This window comes from Terriglobia bacterium (genome assembly GCA_020073205.1).
Classification (GTDB): Bacteria; Acidobacteriota; Polarisedimenticolia; order Polarisedimenticolales; family JAIQFR01; genus JAIQFR01.
On the sequence record JAIQFR010000026.1, the window covers coordinates 1 to 23858 of the forward strand.

The 23858-nt window shown below is 69.7% G+C and carries 23 protein-coding genes and 1 pseudogene; 16 read left to right on the plus strand and 8 right to left on the minus strand.

Translation table 11 applies throughout. The features are described from left to right. The 10 genes from LAO51_07505 to LAO51_07550 form a co-directional block, all read left to right on the plus strand. The coding region (locus tag LAO51_07505) for an ATP-binding cassette domain-containing protein (GenBank protein MBZ5638590.1) at positions 1 to 483 on the plus strand (483 nt) is incomplete at its 5' end. Continuing rightward, the gene (locus LAO51_07510; GenBank protein ID MBZ5638591.1) at positions 480 to 1706 is read left to right on the plus strand and encodes an FtsX-like permease family protein; all 1227 of its coding nucleotides are present in this window, start codon (positions 480 to 482) and stop codon (positions 1704 to 1706) included. The genes LAO51_07505 and LAO51_07510, both read left to right, overlap by 4 nt. Continuing rightward, a complete protein-coding gene (locus LAO51_07515) occupies positions 1699 to 2490 on the plus strand; it encodes an outer membrane lipoprotein-sorting protein (GenBank protein ID MBZ5638592.1) in 792 nt (263 codons plus the stop codon). Before LAO51_07510 ends, LAO51_07515 begins: the two co-directional genes overlap by 8 nt. Positions 2491 to 2584: 94 nt before the next feature. After that, complete coding sequence (locus tag LAO51_07520) at positions 2585 to 3520, plus strand: lysophospholipid acyltransferase family protein (protein MBZ5638593.1); 936 nt, start codon at positions 2585 to 2587, stop codon at positions 3518 to 3520. Positions 3521 to 3592: 72 nt separating this feature from the next. Beyond that, complete coding sequence (locus tag LAO51_07525; protein ID MBZ5638594.1) at positions 3593 to 3886, plus strand: acyl carrier protein; 294 nt, start codon at positions 3593 to 3595, stop codon at positions 3884 to 3886. Then, positions 3883 to 5097 (plus strand): beta-ketoacyl-[acyl-carrier-protein] synthase family protein, encoded by a 1215-nt coding sequence (locus tag LAO51_07530; GenBank protein MBZ5638595.1) that lies wholly within the window; start codon positions 3883 to 3885, stop codon positions 5095 to 5097. The genes LAO51_07525 and LAO51_07530 overlap by 4 nt, the downstream gene beginning before the upstream one ends. Next, positions 5094 to 6053: a hypothetical protein gene (locus LAO51_07535; GenBank protein MBZ5638596.1), complete on the plus strand. Its 960-nt coding sequence runs from the start codon at positions 5094 to 5096 to the stop codon at positions 6051 to 6053. The genes LAO51_07530 and LAO51_07535 overlap by 4 nt, the downstream gene beginning before the upstream one ends. 12 nt (positions 6054 to 6065) lie before the next feature. Next, entirely contained in the window at positions 6066 to 6728 is a 663-nt protein-coding gene (locus LAO51_07540) for a glycosyltransferase family 2 protein (GenBank protein ID MBZ5638597.1), read from the plus strand. Next, positions 6728 to 7480 (plus strand): polysaccharide deacetylase family protein, encoded by a 753-nt coding sequence (locus LAO51_07545; GenBank protein ID MBZ5638598.1) that lies wholly within the window; start codon positions 6728 to 6730, stop codon positions 7478 to 7480. Before LAO51_07540 ends, LAO51_07545 begins: the two co-directional genes overlap by 1 nt. Positions 7481 to 7684: 204 nt before the next feature. Continuing rightward, complete coding sequence (locus tag LAO51_07550; GenBank protein MBZ5638599.1) at positions 7685 to 9562, plus strand: radical SAM protein; 1878 nt, start codon at positions 7685 to 7687, stop codon at positions 9560 to 9562. 16 nt (positions 9563 to 9578) lie between these two features. Here LAO51_07550 and LAO51_07555 read toward each other — a convergent pair whose 3' ends face one another. The 4 genes from LAO51_07555 to LAO51_07570 form a co-directional block, all read right to left on the minus strand. After that, positions 9579 to 10961, minus strand: coding sequence for an acyl--CoA ligase (locus LAO51_07555; protein MBZ5638600.1), 1383 nt, complete (start codon positions 10959 to 10961; stop codon positions 9579 to 9581). Then, complete coding sequence (locus LAO51_07560) at positions 10931 to 12427, minus strand: aromatic amino acid ammonia-lyase (protein MBZ5638601.1); 1497 nt, start codon at positions 12425 to 12427, stop codon at positions 10931 to 10933. The genes LAO51_07555 and LAO51_07560 overlap by 31 nt, the downstream gene beginning before the upstream one ends. Before the next feature lie 223 nt (positions 12428 to 12650). Continuing rightward, positions 12651 to 13076 carry a hypothetical protein gene (locus tag LAO51_07565; protein ID MBZ5638602.1) on the minus strand — a complete coding sequence of 142 codons (426 nt, stop codon included), beginning with the start codon at positions 13074 to 13076 and terminating at the stop codon, positions 12651 to 12653. A 4-nt stretch (positions 13077 to 13080) separates the two neighbouring features. Continuing rightward, positions 13081 to 13482 (minus strand): hypothetical protein, encoded by a 402-nt coding sequence (locus LAO51_07570; GenBank protein ID MBZ5638603.1) that lies wholly within the window; start codon positions 13480 to 13482, stop codon positions 13081 to 13083. 92 nt (positions 13483 to 13574) lie between these two features. On the opposite strand from LAO51_07570, the gene LAO51_07575 reads away from it, so the two are divergent. Next, complete coding sequence (locus LAO51_07575) at positions 13575 to 17072, plus strand: MFS transporter (GenBank protein MBZ5638604.1); 3498 nt, start codon at positions 13575 to 13577, stop codon at positions 17070 to 17072. A gap of 81 nt (positions 17073 to 17153) precedes the next feature. On the opposite strand, the gene LAO51_07580 is transcribed toward LAO51_07575, so the two are convergent. Both LAO51_07580 and LAO51_07585 read right to left on the minus strand, forming a co-directional pair. Next, positions 17154 to 18614: a CPBP family intramembrane metalloprotease gene (locus LAO51_07580; GenBank protein MBZ5638605.1), complete on the minus strand. Its 1461-nt coding sequence runs from the start codon at positions 18612 to 18614 to the stop codon at positions 17154 to 17156. Further along, the gene (locus tag LAO51_07585) at positions 18611 to 19666 is read right to left on the minus strand and encodes a M28 family peptidase (GenBank protein MBZ5638606.1); all 1056 of its coding nucleotides are present in this window, start codon (positions 19664 to 19666) and stop codon (positions 18611 to 18613) included. Before LAO51_07585 ends, LAO51_07580 begins: the two co-directional genes overlap by 4 nt. An 87-nt stretch (positions 19667 to 19753) precedes the next feature. Between LAO51_07585 and LAO51_07590 the strand changes: the two genes are divergently transcribed. The 5 genes and pseudogenes from LAO51_07590 to LAO51_07610 all read left to right on the plus strand — a co-directional run bounded on the left by LAO51_07590 (position 19754) and on the right by LAO51_07610 (position 22635). Further along, positions 19754 to 20737, plus strand: coding sequence for an RluA family pseudouridine synthase (locus LAO51_07590; GenBank protein ID MBZ5638607.1), 984 nt, complete (start codon positions 19754 to 19756; stop codon positions 20735 to 20737). A gap of 80 nt (positions 20738 to 20817) precedes the next feature. Further along, positions 20818 to 21030 (plus strand): hypothetical protein, encoded by a 213-nt coding sequence (locus LAO51_07595; GenBank protein MBZ5638608.1) that lies wholly within the window; start codon positions 20818 to 20820, stop codon positions 21028 to 21030. Between the two features lie 4 nt (positions 21031 to 21034). Continuing rightward, positions 21035 to 21417, plus strand: a pseudogene (locus LAO51_07600) (type II toxin-antitoxin system death-on-curing family toxin). Positions 21418 to 21429: 12 nt separating this feature from the next. Beyond that, positions 21430 to 21588, plus strand: a complete 159-nt coding sequence (locus LAO51_07605) for a hypothetical protein (protein ID MBZ5638609.1) — start codon at positions 21430 to 21432, stop codon at positions 21586 to 21588. Positions 21589 to 21798: 210 nt separating this feature from the next. Then, complete coding sequence (locus LAO51_07610) at positions 21799 to 22635, plus strand: cohesin domain-containing protein (GenBank protein ID MBZ5638610.1); 837 nt, start codon at positions 21799 to 21801, stop codon at positions 22633 to 22635. A 500-nt stretch (positions 22636 to 23135) separates the two neighbouring features. Here the strand turns inward: LAO51_07610 and LAO51_07615 are convergent, their stop codons facing one another. Both LAO51_07615 and LAO51_07620 read right to left on the minus strand, forming a co-directional pair. Continuing rightward, positions 23136 to 23474, minus strand: a complete 339-nt coding sequence (locus LAO51_07615) for a DUF86 domain-containing protein (GenBank protein ID MBZ5638611.1) — start codon at positions 23472 to 23474, stop codon at positions 23136 to 23138. Beyond that, positions 23471 to 23773, minus strand: a complete 303-nt coding sequence (locus tag LAO51_07620) for a nucleotidyltransferase family protein (protein ID MBZ5638612.1) — start codon at positions 23771 to 23773, stop codon at positions 23471 to 23473. Before LAO51_07620 ends, LAO51_07615 begins: the two co-directional genes overlap by 4 nt. Positions 23774 to 23858: the final 85 nt, after the last annotated feature.

The window sequence follows — 23858 nt, forward strand, 5'->3', positions numbered from 1 at the left end:
CTCGACGGCCGTCCGATCGAAGGCCTGGACGAAGACTCGTTGGCGGACCTCCGCCGCGATCGTCTCGGCTTCGTCTTCCAGAACTTCAACCTCGTGCCGGTGTTCACGGTCGCGGAGAACGTGGAGTTCCCGTTGATGCTCAAGGGCGTGCCCGCGAGCGCGAGGCGCCGACGGGCCCGGAGCCTGCTCGCTCGGGTGGGACTCGCCGCGCGGGCAGAGGCCCGGCCGGACCTGCTCTCGGGAGGCGAGCGCCAACGGGTCGCCATCGCTCGCGCGCTCGCGAACGAGCCCGACGTGGTCCTGGCGGACGAGCCCACGGCGAGCCTCGACACGCGGACGTCCGATGGGATCCTCCACCTCGTGGGGGAGCTCAACCGGGAGCGCGGCGTGGCCTTCGTCGTGGCGACGCACGATCCGAGGGTGGTGGCGAGGGCCGGCCGCGTCGTGACCCTCGAGGACGGAAGCGTCGTGGGGTCGGCATGACGCTCTGGCGCCTCGCCTTCCGCAACGTGGCGCGCAACCGGCGCAGGAGCCTGCTGACCGGAGGCGTGGTGGTCTTCGGTTTCGCGGCCTTCGCGCTGGCGGGCGGGTTCATGGCGCAGAGCCTCGACGGGCTGCGCGAGGGGACGATCCGCAACGGACTGGGGCACTTGCAGCTGGCCGATCCCGCGGAGTTCGAGGGAAGCGGCGAGGGAGGGGCGGAGCACGGTCTCGTCGACGCGTCTCGAATCGAGCGGATCCTGAGGCGGGACCCGGCCGTCGTGGAGGTCCTGCCCCGGATCAACTTCGTCGGCCTCGTCAGCGCGGGGCTCCGGTCCGTTCCGTTTCTCGGGGTGGGGCTCGACCCGGCTCCGGAAGCCCGATCGATGGACTACCCCGAGGTCCTCGCGTCGGGCCGATGGCTCGCGGGCCGCGGCGAGCGCGGCGTCGTTCTCGGCGTCGGTCTGGCAAAGGCGCTCTCGGTGCGGGACGGCGACACGGTCACGATGCTCGCCACGAGCGCGGACGGCGTCCTGAACGCGGTCGACGCGATCGTCGTGGGGCGGGTCGATCTCCCGGTCCAGGAGCTGAGCGAGCGCTATCTGGCCACGTCGCTCGATCTGGCCGGCGAGCTGCTGGGAGCCACGGACCGGGTTTCGAGGCTCGTCGTCGTGCTCCGTTCCGCCGGCGAGGCGTCGGACGCGCTCGAGAGGGCGCAGGAACGGCTCCGGCGCGAGGGAATCCGGGTGAGTGGCAAGACCTGGCGGGAGCTGGCGGTTTTCTACCGTCAGGTGCGGCTTCTGTACCTCGGGATCTTCGGGTTCATGGGAATCGTCCTCGTGATCGTCGTGCTCCTGGCGTCGGCGAACACCATGCTGATGGCCGCGGCGGAGAGGACACGCGAGATCGGGACGCTCCGCGCCCTCGGAACGCGGCCGGGACTGATCCGGCGGCTCTTCCTGCTCGAGGGACTTTGCCTGGCCGCGAGCGGCTGCGCCGGCGGCGTGGCGCTCTCCCTCGTGGTCCGCTTCGCCCTGAACCACTCGGGAATCGTGCTCCCGCCGCCTCCCGGCGCGGCCCACGGCGCTCCTCTTCATGTCCAGTTCTTCGTGGCCGCGCACGCGGCGGGAGCCGTGGTGATGTTCGCGACGCTCATGCTGGCGTCGTACCTTCCGGCACGCCGTGCGGCGAGCATGTCCATCGTGGACGCCCTCACCCATGTGTGAAGGCGGCAGGAACCGGCTCGCGCGACGCTTTGGAGCGCTCGGGACCCGGGTCGCGGTCCTCGTGCTCGCGAGGCTCGCTCTCGCGTCGGGCGCCGCGGTCCCCGCGCACGATCTGCTCCTGGCCGCGGATTCGGCATGGCACCCGATCGAGGAGGGGGTGATCTCGCTGCGGGCGGTCGTCCGGGAGCGCGACGGGACCGCGGCCGCATCGGGGCTGGACGTCTACGTCAAGGGCTCCGACAAGGTCCTCTGCGTCTTTCGAGAAGGCCGGCAGCAGGGGAGAAGAATACTCGTCGTGGGAAGCCGGGTGTGGCTGATCGTGCCGGGCTCGAAGCGCCCCGTGGCCGTCAGCGCCAACCAGCGGTTGCTCGGGGCGGCCTCGGTGGCCGACGTCGCCCGGCTGCGATTGGCCGACGAATTCCAGGGGAGTCCGAGGAGCGGCCCGGAACTCGTCGGGAGCACGCCGTGTTGGGTCCTGGATCTGACCGCCAAGAGCCCCCGGGCGTCCTACGCCTCGGGCACCCTCTGGATCGGCCAGGAGGACCGGCTCCCGCGCCGGCTGCGACTGGCGCTCCGCTCCGGCAAGGAGGCGAAGGAGATTCTCTTCAAGGTGTTTCGTCGCGACGGGGGCCGCGCGGTTCTCGCCGAGATGGAGATCCGGCACCTCCTCGCTCACGAGCGGGGAGAGGTGACGGTCCTCGAGTTCCTCGGGAATCGGCACGTCCCGCTCGATGCCGCGATATTTGCCCCGGACGGTGCGCGGTCCTTCTCCGGAGTCCCGTGAGCGGACCGAACCCCTCGGGATTCCCGTGCGGGCGAGGACGCGGAGGTCTCCTGGGCTCGGGAGCGACCCTCGCCGCGGCGGTCGGAGTGCCGGGATGAGCCGCTGGTACGCTCATGGCTGGAATACCGCCACGTCGCTGCGGTTGATCCTGACGATCACCCCGCGCGTGCCTCGCCGGATCGTTCCCGTCCTCGGTGCCGTCACCGCGGCGATTTGCCTCGCCGTCATGAAGCGCGAGCGGCAGGCGGCCATCCGGAACCTCCGTCGCGTTCTGCGCCGGGGCGGTTGGCCTCTCTACCGCGTCGTCTGGGGCCTCTTCTACAACTTCGGCCGCTTCATGGCGAGCTACTGTGAGCTCCGGAGCATGACGCCCGAGAGCTTGGAGCCGCGCCTCGCTCGCGACCCGCCGGGCGAGAAGCGGCTTCGCGAGGCTCTGGAGCAGGGGAGCGGCGCCCTGGTCCTCACGGCTCACCTCGGGAACTGGGAGGTTGGGACTCTTGCGCTCCAAGGAATCGGACGGCCCGTCCTCGTGGCGATGCAGGTGGAGCGGACGAACGCCGCGGAGCGGTGGTTGAACCGTCTCAGGGTGAACGGGGGTGTCCGCGTCCTTCGGGTGGGCCGCGACCCCGCGAGCGCGCTCGTGCTGCGTGCCGCGCTCGCGAGGAGCGAGATCGTCGCGATGCAGGGAGATCGCGCGACCGGCGACCGCGTCGTCGAGGTCGGCCTCTTCGGCGCTCCGTTCCGTTTCCCCCTGGGCCCGTTCCTCTTGGCGTACGGCTGCGACGTCCCCATGGTCCCGACGTTCGTCGTTCAAGAGGGTTGGTGGCGCTGGCGAAGCGAGGTCGGAGAGCCGGTTCGGTTCCCTCGCACCTCGGACCGCGGCGCGGACATCGCCGCCGGCGTCGCGCAATACGCGGCGCAACTCGAGCAAGCCGTCCGTCGTCACCCGGATCAGTGGTTCAACTTCTATGACCTCTGGCCGTCGACGAGATCGGCGCTCTCGAACCGCGACGGGCCGGCGCCGGCGTGACCGGCGTCAGAGCGGAGCCTTAGGGGGTCGTGCGGCCGCCGACGGGCGGGGACGCCGTGATATCATCACGTCGTGACCGACGACGCGGGGTTGAGGCAAGAACTGAAGGACTTGCTGATTCGGAGGCTGCGCCTCCCCGGTGTCTCCCCGGACTCCATCGACGACTCCGAACCCCTCGTCGGGGGGGCGCTGGGCCTGGACTCCATCGACCTGCTCGAGCTCACGCTCGCCCTCGAGGAGCGATACGGCTTCAAGATCGCGGACGAGAAGCCGGCGCGAGAGGCGTTCCAGTCGATCGCCACGCTCGCGGCGTTCGTTCGCCAGCGGCGGGCCGCCGCCCCCGACCCGGGATCCGCCCGTGGATGAGCGGTGTGATTCGCCAGCCTCGCGTGGTCGTGACCGGGTGCGGGACCCTTAACGCTCTGGGTCGCGACGTCCGATCCTCGTGGGATCGTCTCGTCGAGGGGCACTGCGGGATCCGCCCTCTCGAAGCCCGTTTCGGACGGGGGCAGAGCCCGATCGCCGCCGAGGTGAGCGATCCTCCGCCGTCGAAGGACATTCCGGCCTTCGCGTCACGGACCGACCGTCTGGCCTCGGCGGCCGCCGAGGAGGCGGCCGTCCAGGCGCGCCTCTCCGACCTCGGCGTCCGCGACCGGGTCGCGGTGGTCGTCGGCACCACGACGGGCGGCATTCGTGAGACGGAGGAGGACTTCGTCTCCCGCGCGAACGGGAGGCCGGGGCGCCGTTCGGCGCTGGTCGTGTTCGAGAAGGCGGGAACCGCCGACATCCTGGCGAACCGATTCGACCTGCGCGGGCCGCGCCTGACGCTCCACTCCGCCTGCGCATCTGGCGCGTCCGCGATCCTGATCGGTGCCGACCTGATTCGGAGCGGACAGGCGGACGTGGCGCTCGCCGGGGGCGTCGATACCCTGGCTCGAATGATCGTGAGCGGATTCCACTCGCTGCGGGTCGTCTCTAGGGAGCCGTGCCGCCCGTTCGACCGCGATCGCTGCGGGCTCTCGTTGGGCGAGGGGGCCGGCATGCTGGTCCTCGAAAGGGAGTCCGGCGCGGAGAGGCGAGGCGTCGGGGTGCTCGCGGTGTTGTTGGGGGGAGCCCAGAGCTCCGACGCACACCACCTCACCGCGCCGGCACCCGACGGCGCCGGCGCGGCCCGTGCCATGCGGGCCGCGCTGGCTCGGTCGAACGTCCCCCCGGAGGCCGTCGACCACGTGAACGCGCACGGCACGGGGACGCTTCTCAACGACGCCGCCGAAGCGGCAGCGATCGCGTCGGTGCTCGAGGGGAGGACCGCGTGCTGTCCGGTCACCTCGGTCAAGGGGAGCATCGGGCACACGCTGGGCGCGGCGGGAGCCATCGAGGCGATCGTCGCGGTGGAGACCCTTCGGACGGGGATCATCCCCCCGACCGTGGGATTCCGCGAGCCCGATCCGGCCTTCGGGCTCGAGATCGTCCGGGATCGATCGCGCCGGGAGGACGTGCGCGTCGTCCTGTCGAACTCCTTCGGTTTCGGAGGATCGAACGCCGTGCTCTGTCTCGGAAGGCGGGACCCGTGGTGAACGCACCGTCCGTCATCACCGGAGCCGGCCTCGTCTGTCCGCTCGGCGGGGACGTGCCCACCGCCGTCGCCGCGTTCCGGATCCCGGGCGGCCCGGAAACCCGGATCGCGTTCGACTTCGGCACGCGGCTCCATCCCAACCAGAAACGACGTCTCGACCGGCTCTCCCAGCTCGTGCTGGCGGCGTGCCTTGAGGCCGCCGAGCAGGCGGCGTGGGAGCGACTCGCCGACGACCGGGCCGCGGTCGTCATGGGAACGGGTCTGGGCTGCCTCGAGAAGACGGCGGCCTACCTTCGAGGCGTCGCCGGAGCCGGGCTGGATTACGCCGACGCGATCAACTTCCCGGATTCGATGGACAGCTCGCCCGCTGCCCACGTGGCGATGGTCCTCGGCTGCCGTGGTCCGTCCTTGACCGTCACGCAGCGAGAGATCAGCGGCGAGAGTGCGATGATCCTCGCGGAGCTGCTGCTGCGCCAGGGAGCCGCGGACGCGGTCATCGTCGCGGCGGGGGACGCCGCGACCGCCGAGCTTCAGGATCTCCTGTCCCGGTTCGTTCCCGGGGCGAAGGCGGGCGAGGCTGCCGCCGCGCTGGTCCTCGAGACCCGCGAGTCCGCCGCGCGACGCGGCGCCAGGACCCTCGGATCGCTGATCGGACGGGGGCAAGCCGGGGCTCCTGTCGCCGGCCCGCCTCTGCGGCTTCCTCCGCCCCATGCCTTGGACCGGGCCCTGGAGTTGGCGCTCGAGTCGGCCGGGATCCCGCGAGACCCGGCGGGCGCGATTCCCGCCGTGGCGCCGGAGGAGGTTTCCGACCGCATCGGCTGGATCCTGGCGGATGGTGTGCTTCGGGCGGTCCTCGCGATGGACCGGATCGCGGCCGGCGGCGGGTCCGCCTCGATCGTGGCGAGGCAGGCCCGCGGGGGCTCGGCCGCCGCGATCGTCATCGGACCCGGGCTCTGAGCCGTGAGAATCGTGGCGTTGGTTCCTGCCTACCAGGCGGCGGACACGGTGGCCGAAGTCGTCGAGGCGACCCGCCGGGTCCTGGGTGAGGTGGTCGTCATCGACGACGGCTCCACGGATCCCACCGCGGAGCGGGCGCAAGGCGCCGGAGCCGTCGTGCTCCGGCTCGGCTCGAACCGGGGAAAGGGTGCGGCGCTTCGGGCCGGTTTTCGTCACGTCCTCGAGGCCGATGCGGACGGCGTATTGACCCTCGACGCGGACGGGCAGCACGACCCCCGGGAGATCCCCACGCTCGTGGAGTCCTGGGCGGCTTCGGGCGCCGGGATCGTCATCGGATCGCAGCTCCATCTCCAGGACGGGATGATCCCGATCCGCCGCTTCGGCAACCGATTCGCGGATCGTGCGATCTCGATCTTCGCCGGGGCCAGGGTGACGGGAACGCAGAGCGGCTTTCGACTCTACGACGCGCGCCTGCTTCGATGCCTTCGGCTCACCGGGACCGGATACGAGATGGAGAGCGAGGTCATCGTCAAGGCGATTCGGTCCCGTTTTCGCGTGCTCAGCGTTCCCGTTCGGGTCCGGCAGGTCGAAGGATCGAAGACCAGCCACTACCGCTCGTGGCGGGACACCGCCCGGGTTTGCGTCAGGGTGGTGGCCTCCCGGTTCGAGCGCTGATGTTCCTCGGGCTTTCCGTCGCGATGCACCTCGCGCTTCTGGCGCTGTTGCTGCGAAACGGGCCGCTCACGGCGGGCGTGCTCCTCGGGTACGGCATGTATCACGTGTTCGTCGCCTGGGGGGTGCTCCATCCCAGGAGCAGGATCTTCGGGCCCAACCGCTCGCGTCTCAGGACGCGGGACCGTGTCGCCGTTCTCACGTTCGACGACGGTCCCCATCCCGAGGTGACCCCACGGGTCCTCGAGATCCTGAGGGCGAAGGGAATCCATGCGACGTTCTTCCTCGTCGGCAAGCACGTCGACCGCCACCCGGATGTCGTGCGGCGAATCGTCGCCGACGGGCACACGCTCGGCTGCCATTCATACGGTCACTCGTACCTCTTCTGGCTCCTTCCGGCGAGCCGGCTGCTGCGGGAGGTGCGCGCGTCGAAGGCGGCGGTCGAGGCGGCATCCGGAAAGCCGTGCGCGTGGTTCCGCGCTCCCGTGGGGATGAAGAGCTGTCTCTTGCGCCGGGTGCTCGCCCGATCCGGGCTCGAGTTGGTGAGTTGGGAGGTCCGCTTCCCTCAGAGGAATCCCTTGCGCCGCGACGGTCCCCATCGCCGTCGCCTCCGCAGGGTATCGCCGGGGAGCATCCTTCTCCTCCACGACGGGCACGATCGCAAGGTCGAGGGGTGCCCCGAGGTGATCGACCTCCTGCCGCGGCTTCTCTCGGACCTCGACGCGATGGGGTACCGTTGCGTCCCGCTCTCCTAGAGCGGCTCGCGCCCCGCCCGGACGCCTACCCGGATCGCGAAAGGGGGAATAGGGCGGTCCGATCGTCCGCGCGATCGTCATTGGAACGCCCGGACTCCTAGGAAGTAAGATGGCCGCGGTAGCCGGACGAGGCGGTTCCGAGTGGAAGCGCACGGCACGCGGACGCCGACCCGCGCCAGCGTCCCCGGCGCCGAGGAGCGGAGCATGCCCGGAAGGCCCAAGGAGCGGGCGATCGTCGCCGCCTCGAACGTTCTCTGGGCGGCGTTCCGCAGCATCCATGGGGGGCGCGAGCTGCGCAGGGTTCGGTCGAAGTGGGCGCCCTCCCCTCGGCTCAGGAGCGTCGAGCGGTCCCACCCGCCGCTGGGGTTTCCCCGTCGCACCCTGTCGCTCTGCCCGGCGTGCGTGAAGGAAGTGCGCGCACGGGTCCTCGCGGGAGAGCTTGCCACGGAGGATCTCGCGCACGGGCATCACGCGGAAATCGAAGCCGATGTCCTCGAGCGCGACGGCAAGGTGTGGATGGTGAAGACCTGTCCCGTTCACGGCCGGATCGAGGACGTCCTTTCGACGGACCCGGCGTTCATGCGTCGGATGGAGTCCCTGGACCCCGGCCGCGATTTCGAGCGGGTTCCCGACGGACGGCACGAGCACGGCTCGAGCGCGATCCGCTACGGCCGCGGCTCGGTGCTCACGATCGACCTCACCAACCGCTGCAACATGATGTGCAATCCCTGCTTTGCGAACGCCAACCAGGTCGGCTACGTCTACGAGCTCGACTGGCAACGCATCCAGTCGATCCTGGACGGCGCGCTCCAGGTGAAGCCCCGACGGCAGATGTCGGTGCAATTCTCGGGCGGCGAGCCGACGCTCTCCCCGCACTTCATTCCCGCAGTGGCCTATGCGAGGAGTCTCGGATACCTGGCCGTGCAGGCGGCCACGAATGGAATTCGCTTCGCCCAGGACCCCGATTTCGCCCGCGAAGCGGCATGGGCCGGATTGAGGCTCGTCTACTTGCAGTTCGACGGGGTGGGGAACGAAGCGAATCTCCACCGGCACGTCACCAACCTCTTCGACGTCAAGCGGCGCGCCATCGACAACCTTCACGCGGCCGGCGTCGACGTCACGCTCGTCGCGACGATCGTCAACACGGTCAACAACCACCAGGCGGGCCCCATCGTTCGGTTCGTCATCGAGAACATCGGCAAGGTGAACGCCGTCGTCTTCCAGCCCGTCTCGTTCACGGGGCGCGGCGAGGACGCGGACGACGCGACGCGGGCGCGCCATCGGTACACCCTGCCGCAGCTGGCTCACGACCTCAGGGACCAGCTGGGGTTCATCGAGCCGCTCCGAGACTGGTTTCCGCTCTCCGCCGCCGGGCCGTTCACCGATCTGAAGGACCTCCTCGCGGGGCCCGAGGCCGACTGGGGCGCGCTGAGCTGCGGTTGCCACCCCCACTGCGGCGCGGCCACGTACCTCGTGGTCAACGAAGAGACGAAGCAGGCGTTGCCGGCCACGGATCTCGTGAATCTCGATCGCTTGCTCGCGGACCTCAGGCTCGTCGGAGATTCGGCTCGAGGCCGACGACTCGCGCTGTTCCGGTCCGCGCTCGCTCTCCTGAGGAACATGAACGTGGACGGGTTCCCGGCGAACCTGGGCGTGCTGGAGCTCCTGAGGAGCGTCGACGGCTACAACCGGCTGGCCCTGGGACTCGCGGACCGGAGCCGCTACGCCTGGCGCCCCTTGCTGGTGGGCGCCATGTGGTTCCAGGACGTCTTCACCTACGATTTCGAGCGCACCCGGATGTGCGTGGTTCCGTACGGCACCGAGCGCGGAGAGATTTCGTTCTGCGCGTACAACACCGGGATCGGGTGGCGACCCATCATCGAAGCCACGCACAGGACGGCGACGACCGCGGAGTGGTACCGCACCCGAGGGCGGCACGCGGTTTACGCGGGGGATCGGCCGGTCCCGCTCGGGCCCACGGAGGGCCCGGCGGCGGTGACCCGCGTCGAAGAGAGGCCGATCGAGGCGGTGGAAACCGTCGGCGGCTCCGTCCGAGGCCTCGCGACGGCCGATCGCCGATAGGGGGCGACGGGCCGCCCTACGCGCCGGGGGTTGAAACGAGGTCGCGCAGAGCCTCGGCGTCCACCTTCCCGCTCCCCTTGGTGGGGAGCCGCTCGAGGATCTGAATCGTCCTCGGCACCTTGAAGGCGGAGAGCCGCTCGGCGAGGTGGCCCCGAATTCCCGACGTCGTGGCTTCCACTCCGGAGACGACGGTCACGAACAGCGCGACGGCGGGCTCGCCGTAGCGGCCGTACGTCACGGCGTACGCCTCGTCGACCGCTGGATGGGACAGGGCGGCTTTGACGATCTCTCCGCTGGAGAAACGCCGGCCGCCCACCTTGACGATCGAATCGGCGCGGCCGTGGAGCAGGAAGCCGCCCCGGGCGTCCTCGGCGAGATCGTCGGTCCGATGCCACGAAGCGGGACGCTCCTGCCACGGCGAGCGGATGGCGAGACGGCCGTCGCCGCGCTCCACCCTCCACTCGAGTCCGGGAAGAGGCGTCCAAGGGCCCTCGCGGTCGCGCGTTGCGATGCCGCCGGTTTCGGTGGATCCGTAAACCTGCACGATCCTCCGGCCGGCGAGGCTCAGAAAGCGTTCTCCGACCGCCGGCGGCAGGGGTGCTCCCGAGCTCAGGAAGGTCGAAGGCGGCAAGGGCTCCCGCAGGATCCCGTTCAGCAGCCGGTAATGCGAGGGAACGCCCACGACGAGGTCGGGGGGCCGCGCGCGGATCCGCTCGACCCACGCCTGCGGGGTCCCGCCGCGCATGAAGCACGTGCGGCCGCCGGTGGCGGCGGGCAGGTAGAGTCCGTAAATGTATCCGAGGATGTGATAAGGCGGGACGAGGCAGAGCACGTTGCAAGGCCGCGGGGAGTGCAGCCAGCCGGGCTCGGCCTCGAACTCCATCGCGAGCTGATACCCGCGCTTCAAGGTCCGCTTCGGCTCGCCCGTGGAGCCGGAGGTCAGGAAGGCGACCTCGGTCGTTTCGCCCGCCGGAAACTCCGGGTCGATCGGCGCGGAGCGTTCCTCACGGACCGCGAGCGCGGTCCCTTCGTCCTGCTCGTCGGAGGGAACGAGAACGGCGGCGCGTCGGCCGGGTCCTCCCGGCTCGACCCGCTCGACCCGCGAGGAAGGGTCGAGCAGGAGCGGAGCGCGGCGGGTCTTCCAGGCCCCGAGGATCGCCGCGATCACGAAGGCGGCCGAGTGCGAGCGGACGGCGATCGTGTCCGCCGGTTCGGAGGCCATCGCGCTCGCGACGCCGGCCGCCAGGGCGAGCAGTCGTCCGACCGTCCAGGTCTCGCCGTTGTCGTCGAGGTACGCGCGACCGGGGTCCCCGGCGAACGTCGCGGCGATGGGAGACTCGCGCGGACCGCTCGAGCCCCCCCCCGCGGTCATGACGACCCGGCGCCGCTCTCGACCCACGCGGCGATTCGCGCGAGGTCCCGGTCCAGCCGCCGGTCGGCGTCGAGAACGGGCGAGATGGCGCGGACGCTCCGCAGCAGCCTGCGCCCCTCGCGGGAGAGGCGCGTTTCGTTCCTGAGGCGCGCCGCGTTCGACAGCGCGATCAGCTCGGTGCCGAGCACCCGGGCCACGAGACCGACCACCTCCGCGGCGTTCACCGCGGCGTTGAGCCCCATGCTCACCTTGTCTTGATTCGCGCACTCGGTGGACCGCGAGAGCGTGCTGTCGGGGGTCGATCTCTGAACGGCGAGCGCGGCAAGCGCGCTGCACGTGATCTGGAGCCCCTTCACGCCGCAGCCGCCGTAGGGGACGAGGGTCTCCGGCAGCCCCATGTTGTGCGGACTCTCCACGAGGAGCGCGAATTGCCGGTCGAGAAGGTCCGCCGTGGAGGCGGCCGCGATCTTGACCAAGTCCATGGCCAGGGCCACGTGGCCGCCGTAGAAATTCCCGCCGAACAGGACACCTCCTCCGCCGGGGTCGACCAGCGGATTGTCGTTGACGCTGTTGAGCTCGATTCCGAGCAGCCGCCACGCCCATTCGAGGGCATCCCGCGTGGCGCCGAGCACCTGGGGACTGCAGCGAACGGAATATCGGTCCTGGACCGGGCGCCCTTCCACGTGGGGCGGGTCGAGGAGCCGGCTCCCCCGGAGCGCGGCGCGGATGTTCCCGGCGCTCTCGATCTGCCCTCTGTGGGGCTTGACCGCGTGAACGAGCGGATGGAAGGCCTGGGACCTGCCGTGGAGAACCTCCACCGCCAGAGCGGACGCCCGCTCGGCGACCTCCACGATCCGTCGGAGTCGCTCGACGGCGAGGATACCCAGGGCGGTCATGACGGAGGTCCCGTTCATGATGGCCAGCGTTTCCTTCGGCGCGAAGACGAAGGGCGCCAGCCCCGCCGCGCGCAGCGCCCGCTTCGCGGGGACGATCCGCTCCTGGTAGCGAGCCTCGCGATCGCCGGCCATCACGGCCGCCACGTAGGACAGGGGCGTCAGGTCTCCCGACGCCCCGACGGAGCCGAAGCGCGGAATCGCCGGGACCACACCCCGATTCAGGAGGTCGCGGAGCGCCTCGAGCAAGGAGAACCGGACGGCGGAGTACCCCTTGGCCAGCGACACGAGGCGCGCGAACATGACGGCGCGTCCCTCCTCCTCCGACAGGGGCTCGCCGACGCCGCACCCGTGCTGGTCCATGATGGCGCGGGTGTACTCGATCTGCTCGCGCGGCCCGACCGGCCGGGACGAGGCGTTCCCGACGCCCGTCGAGACGCCGTAGACGCGCCGGCCCTCGCGAAGCGCGTCGTCGAGCGCCAGGCGCGACCGCCGGATCCGATTCCGCCAAGCGGGCCGGGATGAAAGCTCGACCCGGTCGCGGCGCGACGCCACGGCGATCACGATTTCCGGGGACACGCCGCGGTCGTCGATTCTCACCCCACGACGGATCGGTTCCCTCGATCGCATCTTCTTCGTCACTCGAATTCAACGCGGGGGACGGATTCTCATGCGCGACTCGAGCCACGACGCGAGCCGCAGCGTGCCGTGCCCGGACGGAAGAACCGTAACGGTTGGGCGAACAAGAGTCAAGGCCCGGTCGGTCGCGGTTCCATTCGACGCCCGGCGGAATCGCGAGTCCCGCCACCGTCGATTCGGGGACTCACGGGATAGTGGTGCTGATCGTCGCCTCGACGCAGGTTTCACCCTCCAGGGCGACTCGCGCGCCGTAGACCTTCAGCGGGCCAGCCCGTTCCACGAGGCGCACGAAGACCTGTAGTCGGCGGTCGATCGGCAGGCGATCGACGCTGAACACCGCGTCGCGGACGCCGACGAGATACCCGATCCGCGGCGCCACGGCGCGCCCGGCGTCGAAACGCTCGAGAGCCTCGGCCACGGCGGCGGCCTGGGCGGCGACTTCGAGGCCGATGAACGCCGGCGCGCTTCCCCCGGAGACGAAGGCGTTGCTCGCGGGGATCAGCGCGCGACAGACCAGCCGATCCTCCAGGACCTCCTCGATGGCCTGAAGGAGCCGCGTGGGGCCCCCGTGCGGAATCAGGTCCTCGATCTCGGGTAGCGTCGGAGCCACGACGTCAGGTCTCCCGATCCGGCACGAGAATTCCGCTGCTCACTCGCTCGGCGCCACGACGGATGTCGAAGGGGACGGTCGCGTCCGGAGTCGGCCGCCGGATCGAGACATCGAGAACGTCGCCGGGAGCGACCGGGCGCCGGAGCCGGAGGATCGGGACGGCCGCGAGCACGACGCGACGCTTCGTCACCGCAGCCATCGCCTGGACGGCGACCGCGAGGTGCGCGATCCCCGGAAGCACCGGCCGGCCCGGGAAATGCCCCTCGAACACGGGATGCTTGAGGGGAATCGCGATTCGGCAATCCCACCCCTCCGCCGTTTTCGAGCACCCGAGGATCGGGAACTCCATTCGCAACCTCTCGCCGGCCGTCCTCTCGGGGGCGTCGACGACGACCGAGTTCATCATAGCCGCTCGTTTCCCGTCAATCGGGTCTCGAGCGGTTCGTCGCTGCGTCGGGTCCAGGACAGACGACGTCCGGCGGCCGACGGTGGTCTAGAATGCCCCCCAGGATCGACCGGCAGGCCCCGACCTTCGGCGAAAGGGGGCGCGTGCGCGAGGACACCGTCATCGAGGCGGCCTCAGGCTTGGCCCCCGCGGAACCGGAGCCCTGGAAGGCGAGCTTCTGGAGCCTGATCGTCACCCAGTTCCAGGGGGCGTTCAGCGACTCGGCGCTCAAGAACCTGATCATCTTCCTGATCCTCCGCATGGGGCTGCCGACCGAGAAGCGCGACAGCCTGATCCCGCTGATCCTCTTCCTCTTCGCGCTCCCGTTCGTCCTGTTCTCCATGACCGGCGGCTTCCTCGCCGACCGGTTCAGCAAGCGGTCCGTCACGATCGGCACGAAGGTCATGGAGCTCGGCGTGGTCCTGCTTGCGGCGACGGGTCTCGCGCTCCCGAGTCTGCCGGTGCAGGCGGCGGCCGTCTTCCTCCTCAGCACCCAGGCGGCGCTGTTCGGGCCGTCCAAGTACGGCCTCCTGCCCGAGCTGCTCCCCGAGAAGCTCCTCTCGTGGGGGAACGGCATCCTCGAGCTGGGGACGTTCCTCGCGATCATCCTCGGCACCGTGAGCGGCGCCCTGATGGCGGAGGCGTTCCGCGGAAGGCAGGGGTACTCGGGCGCGATCTTCGTCGGGCTCGCCGCCCTCGGCCTCCTCGCGAGCCTGGGGATTCGCCGCGTGCCCGCCGCCAACCCGGGCAGCCGCCTCCGGCTCAACTTCCTGGGAGCCCTCTCGACCGAGATGCGCGAGATGCGGAAGGACCGCGTCCTCGCCCTCGCCGTAGCCGGCAACGTCTACTTCTGGTTCCTCGGCGCGATCCTCCAACCGGTCCTCCTGCTCTACGGCTCGGACGTCCTCCACCTGCGCGAATCGCAGGGCGGCGTCCTGCAGGCGACGCTCGCCGTCGGGATCGGCCTCGGCAGCCTCGCCGCGGGATACCTCTCGGGGAACAAGATCGAGTACGGCCTCGTCCCGCTCGGCTCGCTCGGCATCACCGTATTCGCCCTGATGCTCTCGCCCCACGGTCTGACCTTCGGCGAAGTGGCGGTCCGCCTGGCGCTGCTCGGCGTGTTCGCGGGGTTCTTCGCGGTCCCGGTCAACGCGATGATCCAGCACCGTCCCGCGGCGGCGCGGCGGGGGGCCATCATCGCCGCGGCGGGCCTGCTGAGCTGGATCGGCGTCTTCCTCGCGGCGGGCGTCTACTGGCTGCTGGTCTCGGCGGGACGCCTTTCGCCACCGTCGATCGTCCTCGCGAGCGCGCTCCTCACCCTCGCCGCGACGGTCTACGTCCTCCGCCTCCTTCCCGACGCCCTGCTGCGTCTGCTGCTGTGGCTCCTCACGCACACCTTCTACCGGATCCGGATCGAGGGGCGCGACAACATCCCCGAGAAGGGGGGCGCCCTCTTCGTCTCCAACCACCTCTCCTTCGTGGACGCGCTCCTGCTGAGCGCTTCGACCGACCGTCCCGTCCGTTTCCTGATCTACCAGGCGATCTACGACCACCCGCTCGTCAAGCCGTTCGCGCGGACGATCCGGGCGATCCCGGTCTCCTCTGACTTCAGGCCGCGCGACATGATCCGGGCGCTGCGCGTCGCGGGAGACGCGGTTCAGGCGGGCGAGGTCGTCTGCATCTTCGCCGAGGGGCAGATCACGCGGATCGGGGCGCTGCTCCCGTTCCGGCGCGGCTTCGAACGGATCATGAAGGGGGTGGACGCCCCGATCGTCCCGGTCGCCCTCGAGGGCGTCTGGGGGTCGATCTTCAGCTTCGAGAAGGGGCGCTTCTTCTGGAAGATCCCCCACCGGATCCCGTTCCCCGTGACGGTGAGCTTCGGGCGGCCCATGCCCGCCGGCTCGACGCACGTCGAGGTCCGCGAGGCGGTCCAGGCGCTCCAGACGGAGGCCTGGGCGAGCCGCAGGCGGCTTCGCAGGACGCTGCACCGCGCCTTCGTCGCGTCGGCCCGGCGGCACCCGCTCCGCTTCGCGATGGCCGACGGGAAGGTGCCGAAGCTCCGCTACGGCGCGGCCCTCGCGCGCACGATCTTCCTCGCGCGCCGCCTGCGGCCGGTCTGGGAGGGGCAGGAGAAGGTCGGCATCCTGCTCCCCCCGTCGGTCGGCGGCGCCCTGGTGAACTTCGCGGCGCTCCTGACGGGGAAGGTCCCCGTGAACCTGAACTACACGGCATCTGACGAGGTCCTCCAGTCCTGCGCACGGCAGTGCGGCCTCGAGACGGTCGTGACCGCGAAGGCGTTCCTCGACCGCCTCGAGGTCCGCGTGCCGGGGCGGACCGTCCTGCTCGAGGACCTGGCGGCGCATCCGCGCGCCCGAGAGAAGCTCTGGGCGGTCCTCCTGCGCCTCCTCGCCCCCGCGGGCCTCCTCGAGCGGGCGCTCGGCCGGCGCCGGCGGGCCTCGCTCGACGATCTCGCGACCGTCATCTTCTCGAGCGGCAGCACCGGGGATCCCAAGGGGGTGATGCTGACCCACGACAACGTCGGGTCGAACATCGAGCAGATCGGCCAGATCTTCAGCCTCGGCGGGAGCGACCGGATCCTGGGGGTCCTTCCGTTCTTCCACTCCTTCGGCTTCACCGGCACGCTCTGCCTCCCCGCCGCGCTCGGCTCGGGCGTCGTCTACCACCCGAGCCCGCTCGACGCGCGGGCGATCGGCGGCCTCGTCCGCACGTACGGCGTCACGTTCCTCCTCGCGACGCCGACCTTCCTTCAGGGGTACATCCGCCGCTGCCAGCCCGAGGATTTCGGGAGCTTGAGGTTCGTGATGGTCGGTGCGGAGAAGCTCTCCGAGCGGATCTCCGTCGCCTTCGAGGACCGCTTCGGATTGAGGCCCTTCGAGGCGTACGGCTGCACGGAGTGCTCGCCCGCGGTGGCGGTGAACCGCCCCGACTACCGCGCCGCCGGCTTCCGGCAGGTGGGGGCGAAGCGGGGCTCGATCGGCCACCCGCTGCCGGGGATCAGCGTGAAGATCGTGGATCCCGCGACGCTCCTGCCGCTGCCGGTCGGCCAGCCCGGCCTGCTCGTCGTCCGCGGGCCCAACGTCATGAAGGGGTATCTCGGCCGCCCGGACAAGACCGCCGAGGTCCTGCGCGACGGCTGGTACGTCACGGGCGACGTCGCCGAGCTGGACCCGGACGGCTTCCTCGTCATCACCGACCGGCTGAGCCGCTTCAGCAAGATCGGGGGGGAGATGGTCCCCCACATCAAGGTCGAGGAAAAGCTCCAGGAGGTCGCCGGCGCGACCGAGCAGGTCTTCGCCGTCACCGGCGTCCCCGACGAGAGGAAGGGGGAGCGGCTCGTCGTGCTCCACACCCTTCCCGAGGAGAAGCTGGCCGCGGTTCTCGAGGCGCTCCCGAAGGCCGGTCTCTCCAATCTCTGGACGCCGCGGGTGGACCAGTTCCACCGGGTCGACGCGCTTCCGCTCCTCGGCTCGGGCAAGCTCGACCTCAGGAAGATCCGCGAGCTGGCCGCGCAGTTCGGCCGCGCGAGCTGAGCCGGGTGGGATCGCTCGCGAACCGATCACGCTGTCATGATCTCGCTCGCCTGTCGCGCACCCGTGCTCCCGCGGGGACTTCTATCGCGCTCTCCCGGCGAATATCAGGAGATTGAGAAGCCAGTGCAAGACGATGCACGGAGTCAGACTTCGTGAACGCTCGAGGAGCCAGGTGAGCGCCAGGCCGAACACGAACAATGGAATCGTTTGCTCGAGCGGTCGGACATGAGTCAGAGCGAAGAGGAGAGAGGCCAGTACCGCCGAAATTCGCGGATCGGTGCACGACTTGAATGCTTGATAGGCTGCCCCGCGGAACATCGACTCCTCCGCCACTGCGACGAGCAAGTAACTGGCTATCGCCCAAATCCACGACGTGTCCGGCGGGAGGCCGGGCGGGATCCACAGGCGAACAGTCCCACCGACCCCAACACGCCGCAGCGCGTGTTGTGCGAGACCGGCGAGGACCCCCGCGGAGCACAATGCAACGACCGTCAGCCCGAGTCCTACGAGGGCTCTGCGCAACAGGGTCCGGGGAATCGCGAAGAGTCGCGAAAGCGATTCCTGCCACACCACAGCGGCTGTGAACGCTGCGTAGGACATGAGCGTGATGCCCACGTCGAGACCGTCTCGAAGAAGCGCGGCACGAGGCGATCCGGTAGCTGAGAATTCGGAGGCCAGCACGCAAGATCCGACGAACAGAAGCAAGTACCACGTCCACCACGGGACGAGCACGACAACGACGCGGCGCGGCGTCCAGCGCCTCGAAAGGACGCCATCGACCGTCGGCGCGGGGCGGACGAACCGGCGCGATGCCGCCAGGAGGAGCAGCGTGAGTCCGAGCGCCCCCAGCCGGACCAGGTACTCCGTCAGCCCCAGCTCAAGGCCCACTCCGAGGTCGAAGCGGGCGGGGGTGTCTCTCTTGTAGTGAAGAAGGCCGTCGAGAAATCGTACTCGAATCTCCCATATCAGCTTGTCGTAGAGCGGGCTGATGAAGTACCTGTCGAGCGTCTTGAGCTGGGAGAGAGCCATCTTCGCCGAAATGGAACCCGCGGGAGAGCCGGCGACGACGCGCCTGTAGTACTCGGCGGCGCGACCGCGCTCCTCACGACTCTCGTAATACGAGCCAAGTCGGAGAAGCGCGCGTGCCGCATCTTCGGTCCCAGGGTAATCTCGAACGACCTCCTCGCGAATCGCGATCGACTCCGCATCTCTTCCGATCCTCTCGAGGCAGGTTGCTTTGGCGAGCCGAGCGGAGATCGACTCCTTGCTCCCCGGATGCTCCGTAATGACACGGTCGAAGGCCGGGACCGCCTCTTGGTATTTCTTTGCGAGAAAAAGCGTTCGGGCCTTCTGAAGGTCCTCCTCCGGGCTGGCGCCCACCGCGGGCGCGAGGGCCCAAGCGACGACGACGAACGCGGCGAGCAAGAGTCGCGGAGCCTTCGGGCCGTGCGAGGCACCGCGGTGGGGAGCCGTCGCTCCGCGCTCCAGCTTGCAGAACACGCCGGACAGCGACGCGGGGAAACCGGGTAAATGCCGGATCACTGGCCCTCCAACCAGAGGACCCCTCGAATCGCACGGACGACGTCGGCCATCTTGTCGAAGTCGAGGGTCTCCAGAGTGTCCGTCCTCCGGTGATAGTGGGGTGACCGCTCGAAGGCCATGTCGGTGACCATGACCCCCGGCAATCCCAACTGCCGGAACGATCTGTGGTCGGAGTAGAGGACGACCTCCGTGACGCTGGGCGCCCGGAACGACACGACGGGCAGGGCCCGGGACGAGAGCATCCCCCGCTTGACCTTCTCGATCCAGCGTCCGGCTCCCATGTCCCCGACGACGGCGATGAAGTCGCCCACGCTCGGGTACACGAGATCCAGGCCCTTGAGCGGGTAGTGCTGGCTCCCCGGCCGGTCCGAGAAGAACCCGACGAGGTCGAGCGCGATCATGAGGTCGACCGGAGTCCCGTCCTCGAGCACCTTGCGTGCGTAGCGCGCGCTGCCCATGTCGCCGGATCCGAACAGCGGGGGCTCCTCGTTGACGAAGGCGACGAAGATCTGGGTCCGTCGTGACGGAGCCGAAGGCGGCGTGCGCGCCAGCTCGAGGAGCACCGCGACGCCGCTCGCGTTGTCGTCGGCGCCTGGCAATCCACCGTAAGCATCGTAGTGCGCGCCGACGATGACCACCCCCGCCCTCGGATTCGTTCCCTTCCTCTGGGCGATCACGTTGCGGTACGTGCCTTCCCGCAACGGATACTCCTGGGTCGTCACCTCGAGGCCGCACTCGTGGAAGCGGTCTTCGATCCAGCGCGCGGCGTTGTCGAGGTTCTTGACGTTCGAGTACCACCGCGGACCGGCGTCCACCGAGAGGTACTGGACGGTCTGCCGAAGCCGTTCCGCGGAAACCGGAGTTTCGGGCGGGGGGGCCGGGACGCGGAACACGAACGGACCCCGGATCGCCAGAAGCGTCGCCACGCACGCGAGGGCGACGATGCCGACGGCGATGCCCACCGCCCTGGCCACGTGCCGCCACGTCAGGCCCGGCTTGGCCGGATCGGCTGACCGGTCGGGTCGATCTCCGGCGTCGTCTTGGCCGCTCATCGCGGCGAGGCTACCACTCCTCTCGCCGACGCGCGCGACGGGGCCGTGTCGTCGGACGAGCCCACTCCGACCGGCCCGCGTGCGAGAATGAGCGGGGAGCGCGATCCTCGGGAGACTGCGGCTGTGAACGGCGGCTTCCTGTACACCGAGATCATCGACGGCCGCGAAGAGGGGCGCTCGCTTCTCGACCATCTCGCGTCGCGCCACGCGCACAGCTCGCCGGCCGAGTGGCGGGAGCGCATCGAGGCGGGCCTCGTCCTCGTCGACGGCCGTCCCGCGGGTGAGGGGGACACCCTGCGCAGAGGCCAGAGGGTGACCTGGAGCCGGCCGCCTTGGGAAGAGCCCGAGGCGCCGATGACCTACGCGGTGCTCCACGAGGACTCCGCGCTGCTGGCCGTCTCGAAGCCCTCGGGGCTCCCCACGCTGCCGGGGGGCGGCTACCTCGACCACACCCTCCTCGCGCTGGTGCGGAAGCGCTACCCGCGCGCCGTTCCCATGCACCGGCTCGGGCGCGGGACCTCGGGCATCGTGCTCTTCGCCTTGACGTCCCACGCGTCGCGGGCCGTCGCGAGGGCATGGCGGGAGCGCCGGGTCACCAAGGTCTACCGGGCAGTCGTGGAGGGCAGCCCGGAGAAGGACGTCTTCGTGGTGGACACCCGGATCGGGCGCGTCCCGCACCCGTTGCTCGGCACCGTCCACGCCGCCCGCCCGGACGGCTCGCCCTCGCGCAGCGAGGTCCGGGTCCTCGAGCGCAGGGGAGCGACGAGCCTGGTGGAGGTGCGGATCGAGACGGGACGTCCCCACCAGATCCGCATCCACATGGCCGCGTGCGGTCACCCTTTGGCCGGCGATCCTCTCTACGCCGCGGGGGGCGGCCTGCGCGGGGAAGGCGAGGCGCTCCCCGGCAGCACCGGCTACCTCCTGCACGCCCTGCGGCTCGCCCTGTCCCACCCGGAGACGGGCGAGCCCTTCGTGGTGGAGTGCCCGCCCCCGCGCGCGCTCAGGGGCTCGAAGGACTCGGAGGGGCACTCGGCCGCAGAGCCGGCCGAAAGCAACGAGGAGATCGACTGAGGCTCGCCACGGCTGCTCACGTCGGAACCCGTCTGGACGGCACCCGCGTCTCGACGCATCTTGACATGTCAGGAGGACCGATGGCTGCCATCAAGATCAGCTCGAAGGTCGAGGAGTCGGTTTGGAAGGACCTCAAGGCGACGGCCTCGGAATCCCACCGCAATGTCTCCGAGTTGCTGACGGAAGCCATCCGCGAGTACGTGGAGCGGCGGCGAGTGCGGCCGGTGGCGCTGCGTCACCTCGAGGACTCGATCTCCGAGAATGAAAAGCTGGGACGCCTCCTTGCCCGCTGACGAGATGCTCTTCTTCACCAGCGACGAAGTCGTCGCGATTCACGAGCGGCTCGTCGACGCCTTCGGCGGGACGCCGGGCCTGCGCGACCCGGCCTCCTCGAGAGCGCTCTGTTCCGGCCGCGCACCGGCTATTACGGCGCCCTCGCGGAGATGGCGGCGGCGCTCTTCGAGTCCCTCCTGATGAATCACTCGTTCGTCGACGGCAACAAGCGGGTCGCCTTCTTCGCGACCGACGTCTTCCTCCGGCTGAACGGGTCGAAGCTCGCCGTGCGGCCGGATGCCGCGCACCGCTTCCTCATCGGGTTGCTCGAGGCGGGCAATTGCGATTTCGATCGTCTGCTCCCATGGATCCGGCGGTCGATCCGCTCGCTCTCGCGGCGTCGATGAGGTGAAGCGACGATGGTCGATTCGGCCCAAGCCCCGGGAGCGGAGATGGGGACCGCCGATCAGGCGAGTGGTGTCGCGACGTGTGGCGGGGCCGACGGGGCTCGAACCGGCGTCCACCGCTTCCACCGACTGGCGTACGATCTGCGCCCCCTGTTCGTCCAGGAAGGGTAGACGCTCTCTGCGCCACGGGAGCACGTGTGGAACCCGCGCCGATGCCGACGGATGGCTCTGCGCCTCCCGCCGCCGTCAGCAGCCGCGCACCCTGCGTCGTTCGCGAGCAGGTTGAATTCCCCCGGGCACCGGGAGGAAGATGGGCCTGGGCGGCGGATCGAGAAGCAGGGGGACGTGAGCGCGCAGTTCGTCACGGCAAGGAGGCCCTTCGTGAGCTGCAAGGGAGACCGCGTTCGGGTTGCCGGGCTGATGCTCGTGATCGTGGCGATCGCCGGGGCCTGCAACGACAGCGACGTCGTGGCCCCGGGCGAATCGACCATGACCCTGGCCGCCGATCCGAGCCGGGTCGTCTTCCCGGCGAGCGACCCGACTCCGATTGCCGCCCGTCTCGCGGCGCATGTGCGGACGTCCGACGGCGCTCCCCGGCACGGGGCGGCCGTCACGTTCAGCGCGACCGCGGGAGTCCTCGCCTCCGCCGGGGCGCCGGTCGACACCGACTCCAACGGCTTGGCGCAGGACGTGCTGACGGTGCCTTACGACGCGCCGGGCTCGATCGAGGTCGCCGCGACTTCCGGGACGCTGACGAAGACGGTCGCGATCGTCGTCGAGAAGGAAAGGCCTCCTGCTCCGGCGATCGTCCGGCTGGTTCCCACCGCTCCGTCGTACAGGGTGGGGGACAACGTCGTCGTCGAGGTGCGAATAGAAAACGGTACGGGGGTCGGCTCCGTGCCGTTCCACTTGCGGTACAACCGTCAGACGCTGGAATTCGTGCCCCCGGGGATCGAGGGGCCCTTTCTCGGGAGCGACGGAGTCGGGACGGTATTTCTCGCGAGCGACGTCCCGGGCGGCGGCGAGGTTGTGGTGGGCCTGTCCCGCCTGGGGGGCGGCCAGGGAGTGAGCGGCTCCGGGCTCCTTGCGACCTTCGGGTTCCAGGCGGTCGCCGCCGGGGACTGCGGGCTCGCGTTCACGGACGGGAGCGTGAAGAACGGTCAGGCGATGAATCTCCCCTCCACGTTCCTCACGGCGTCGGTCCAAGTCGCGCCCTGAGGCGGTCTGGTTCTCGAGCCTCAAACGGCCAGATCGGAGGGGTAGGTCAACGACGCGCCGCGGAGCGGCGCGCACCTTTCCGGTCCGAGCCCCGTGGACCTGGATCGGGACCGCCAAGCACGTAGGTGATGTCGTGATGCTTGGCGAGGCCGACGGGGCTCGAACCCGCGACCTCCGGAGTGACAGGACGTTACGAAGGGACGCCGTATCAAGGTTATCTTGGGGCGGCGCCCTGAATTCTGTCCACCGTTTCCACCGGCGTCCACCGTTTCCACCGGCTTGCGTACCCTTTGGTTGCGGATGCGGGCAATTTAGAGTGACCGAGTTCCGGCGAGTCGATTCGTGCTCCGTTGCGGCAGCGGGGATGGACCGGCCATCGGTCACCGGTGATCGTGGGGCCGAGACGTGCGGTCACCGTCCCGATTCTCTCGGATCGGCGGCTCGGCACCGAAACTTGAGCAGACCAACTGGATGGATGTCTTGGGGAGGCGCTAGCCGGCCTATCCGAGGAGGGAGGCGATCTTCATCTTCAAGGCCGGAAGATCTCGCGAGACGACGTCCCAAACCACGTCGAGGTCGACGCGAGAGTAGTCGTGGATGATCCGATCTCGCATCCCCGCCATTTCCTTCCATGGCACGTCCGGGTGCGCGGCTCGAGTCTCGTCGGTAACCCCCCTCACCGCCTCGCCGACGATCTCGATGTTTCGGAGGACCGCGTCCTGGGTCCGCTCGTCGGAAGCGAACGCTTCCCTGCCGGCGGACGTGTAGCGGAGGATCTTGTCGATCGCGTCCCGGATATCCGCGAGGTACAGGCGTTCGGTTCGGCTCGAAGGGGTCACAGCGGGATCGCCTCGGCAAGAACGCTGTCCCGGATCATCGGGTGCAGGCTCCCGACGGTCGCCACGTCCACGTCTCGCCCCAGAAGGTCCTCGGCCTCCTCGCAGAACCGGACAAACGCAAAACCGCGTTGTCCCGGCACGTAGTCCACGAGCAGGTCGAGGTCGCTGTCGCTGCTTGCCTCTCCTCTCGCGAACGATCCGAAGACACGGATGTTGCGTATCCCGTACCGCTCCCCGAGCCTGCGCAGTTCCGCCGCCAGTGGCGCGGGCACCCCGCGTGAATCCGTTCCCGTCGGCATGCGGCCATCCTCCGCTTTGATTCTACCGCGACGCACCTCACGGGCGCTGCGGAATTGGAGTTTCCGAGTCTACGTCTCAAAGTCC

Coding starts and splice junctions, on each gene's coding strand:
- LAO51_07510 (MBZ5638591.1), top strand. CDS start 480: ATGACGCTCTGGCGCCTCGCCTTCCGCAACGTGGCGCGCAACCGGCGC.
- LAO51_07515 (MBZ5638592.1), top strand. CDS start 1,699: ATGTGTGAAGGCGGCAGGAACCGGCTCGCGCGACGCTTTGGAGCGCTC.
- LAO51_07520 (MBZ5638593.1), top strand. CDS start 2,585: ATGAGCCGCTGGTACGCTCATGGCTGGAATACCGCCACGTCGCTGCGG.
- LAO51_07530 (MBZ5638595.1), top strand. CDS start 3,883: ATGAGCGGTGTGATTCGCCAGCCTCGCGTGGTCGTGACCGGGTGCGGG.
- LAO51_07545 (MBZ5638598.1), top strand. CDS start 6,728: ATGTTCCTCGGGCTTTCCGTCGCGATGCACCTCGCGCTTCTGGCGCTG.
- LAO51_07550 (MBZ5638599.1), top strand. CDS start 7,685: ATGCCCGGAAGGCCCAAGGAGCGGGCGATCGTCGCCGCCTCGAACGTT.
- LAO51_07570 (MBZ5638603.1), bottom strand. CDS start 13,482: ATGATGAACTCGGTCGTCGTCGACGCCCCCGAGAGGACGGCCGGCGAG.
- LAO51_07575 (MBZ5638604.1), top strand. CDS start 13,575: ATGCCCCCCAGGATCGACCGGCAGGCCCCGACCTTCGGCGAAAGGGGG.
- LAO51_07585 (MBZ5638606.1), bottom strand. CDS start 19,666: ATGAGCGGCCAAGACGACGCCGGAGATCGACCCGACCGGTCAGCCGAT.
- LAO51_07590 (MBZ5638607.1), top strand. CDS start 19,754: ATGAGCGGGGAGCGCGATCCTCGGGAGACTGCGGCTGTGAACGGCGGC.
- LAO51_07595 (MBZ5638608.1), top strand. CDS start 20,818: ATGGCTGCCATCAAGATCAGCTCGAAGGTCGAGGAGTCGGTTTGGAAG.
- LAO51_07605 (MBZ5638609.1), top strand. CDS start 21,430: ATGGTCGATTCGGCCCAAGCCCCGGGAGCGGAGATGGGGACCGCCGAT.
- LAO51_07620 (MBZ5638612.1), bottom strand. CDS start 23,773: ATGCCGACGGGAACGGATTCACGCGGGGTGCCCGCGCCACTGGCGGCG.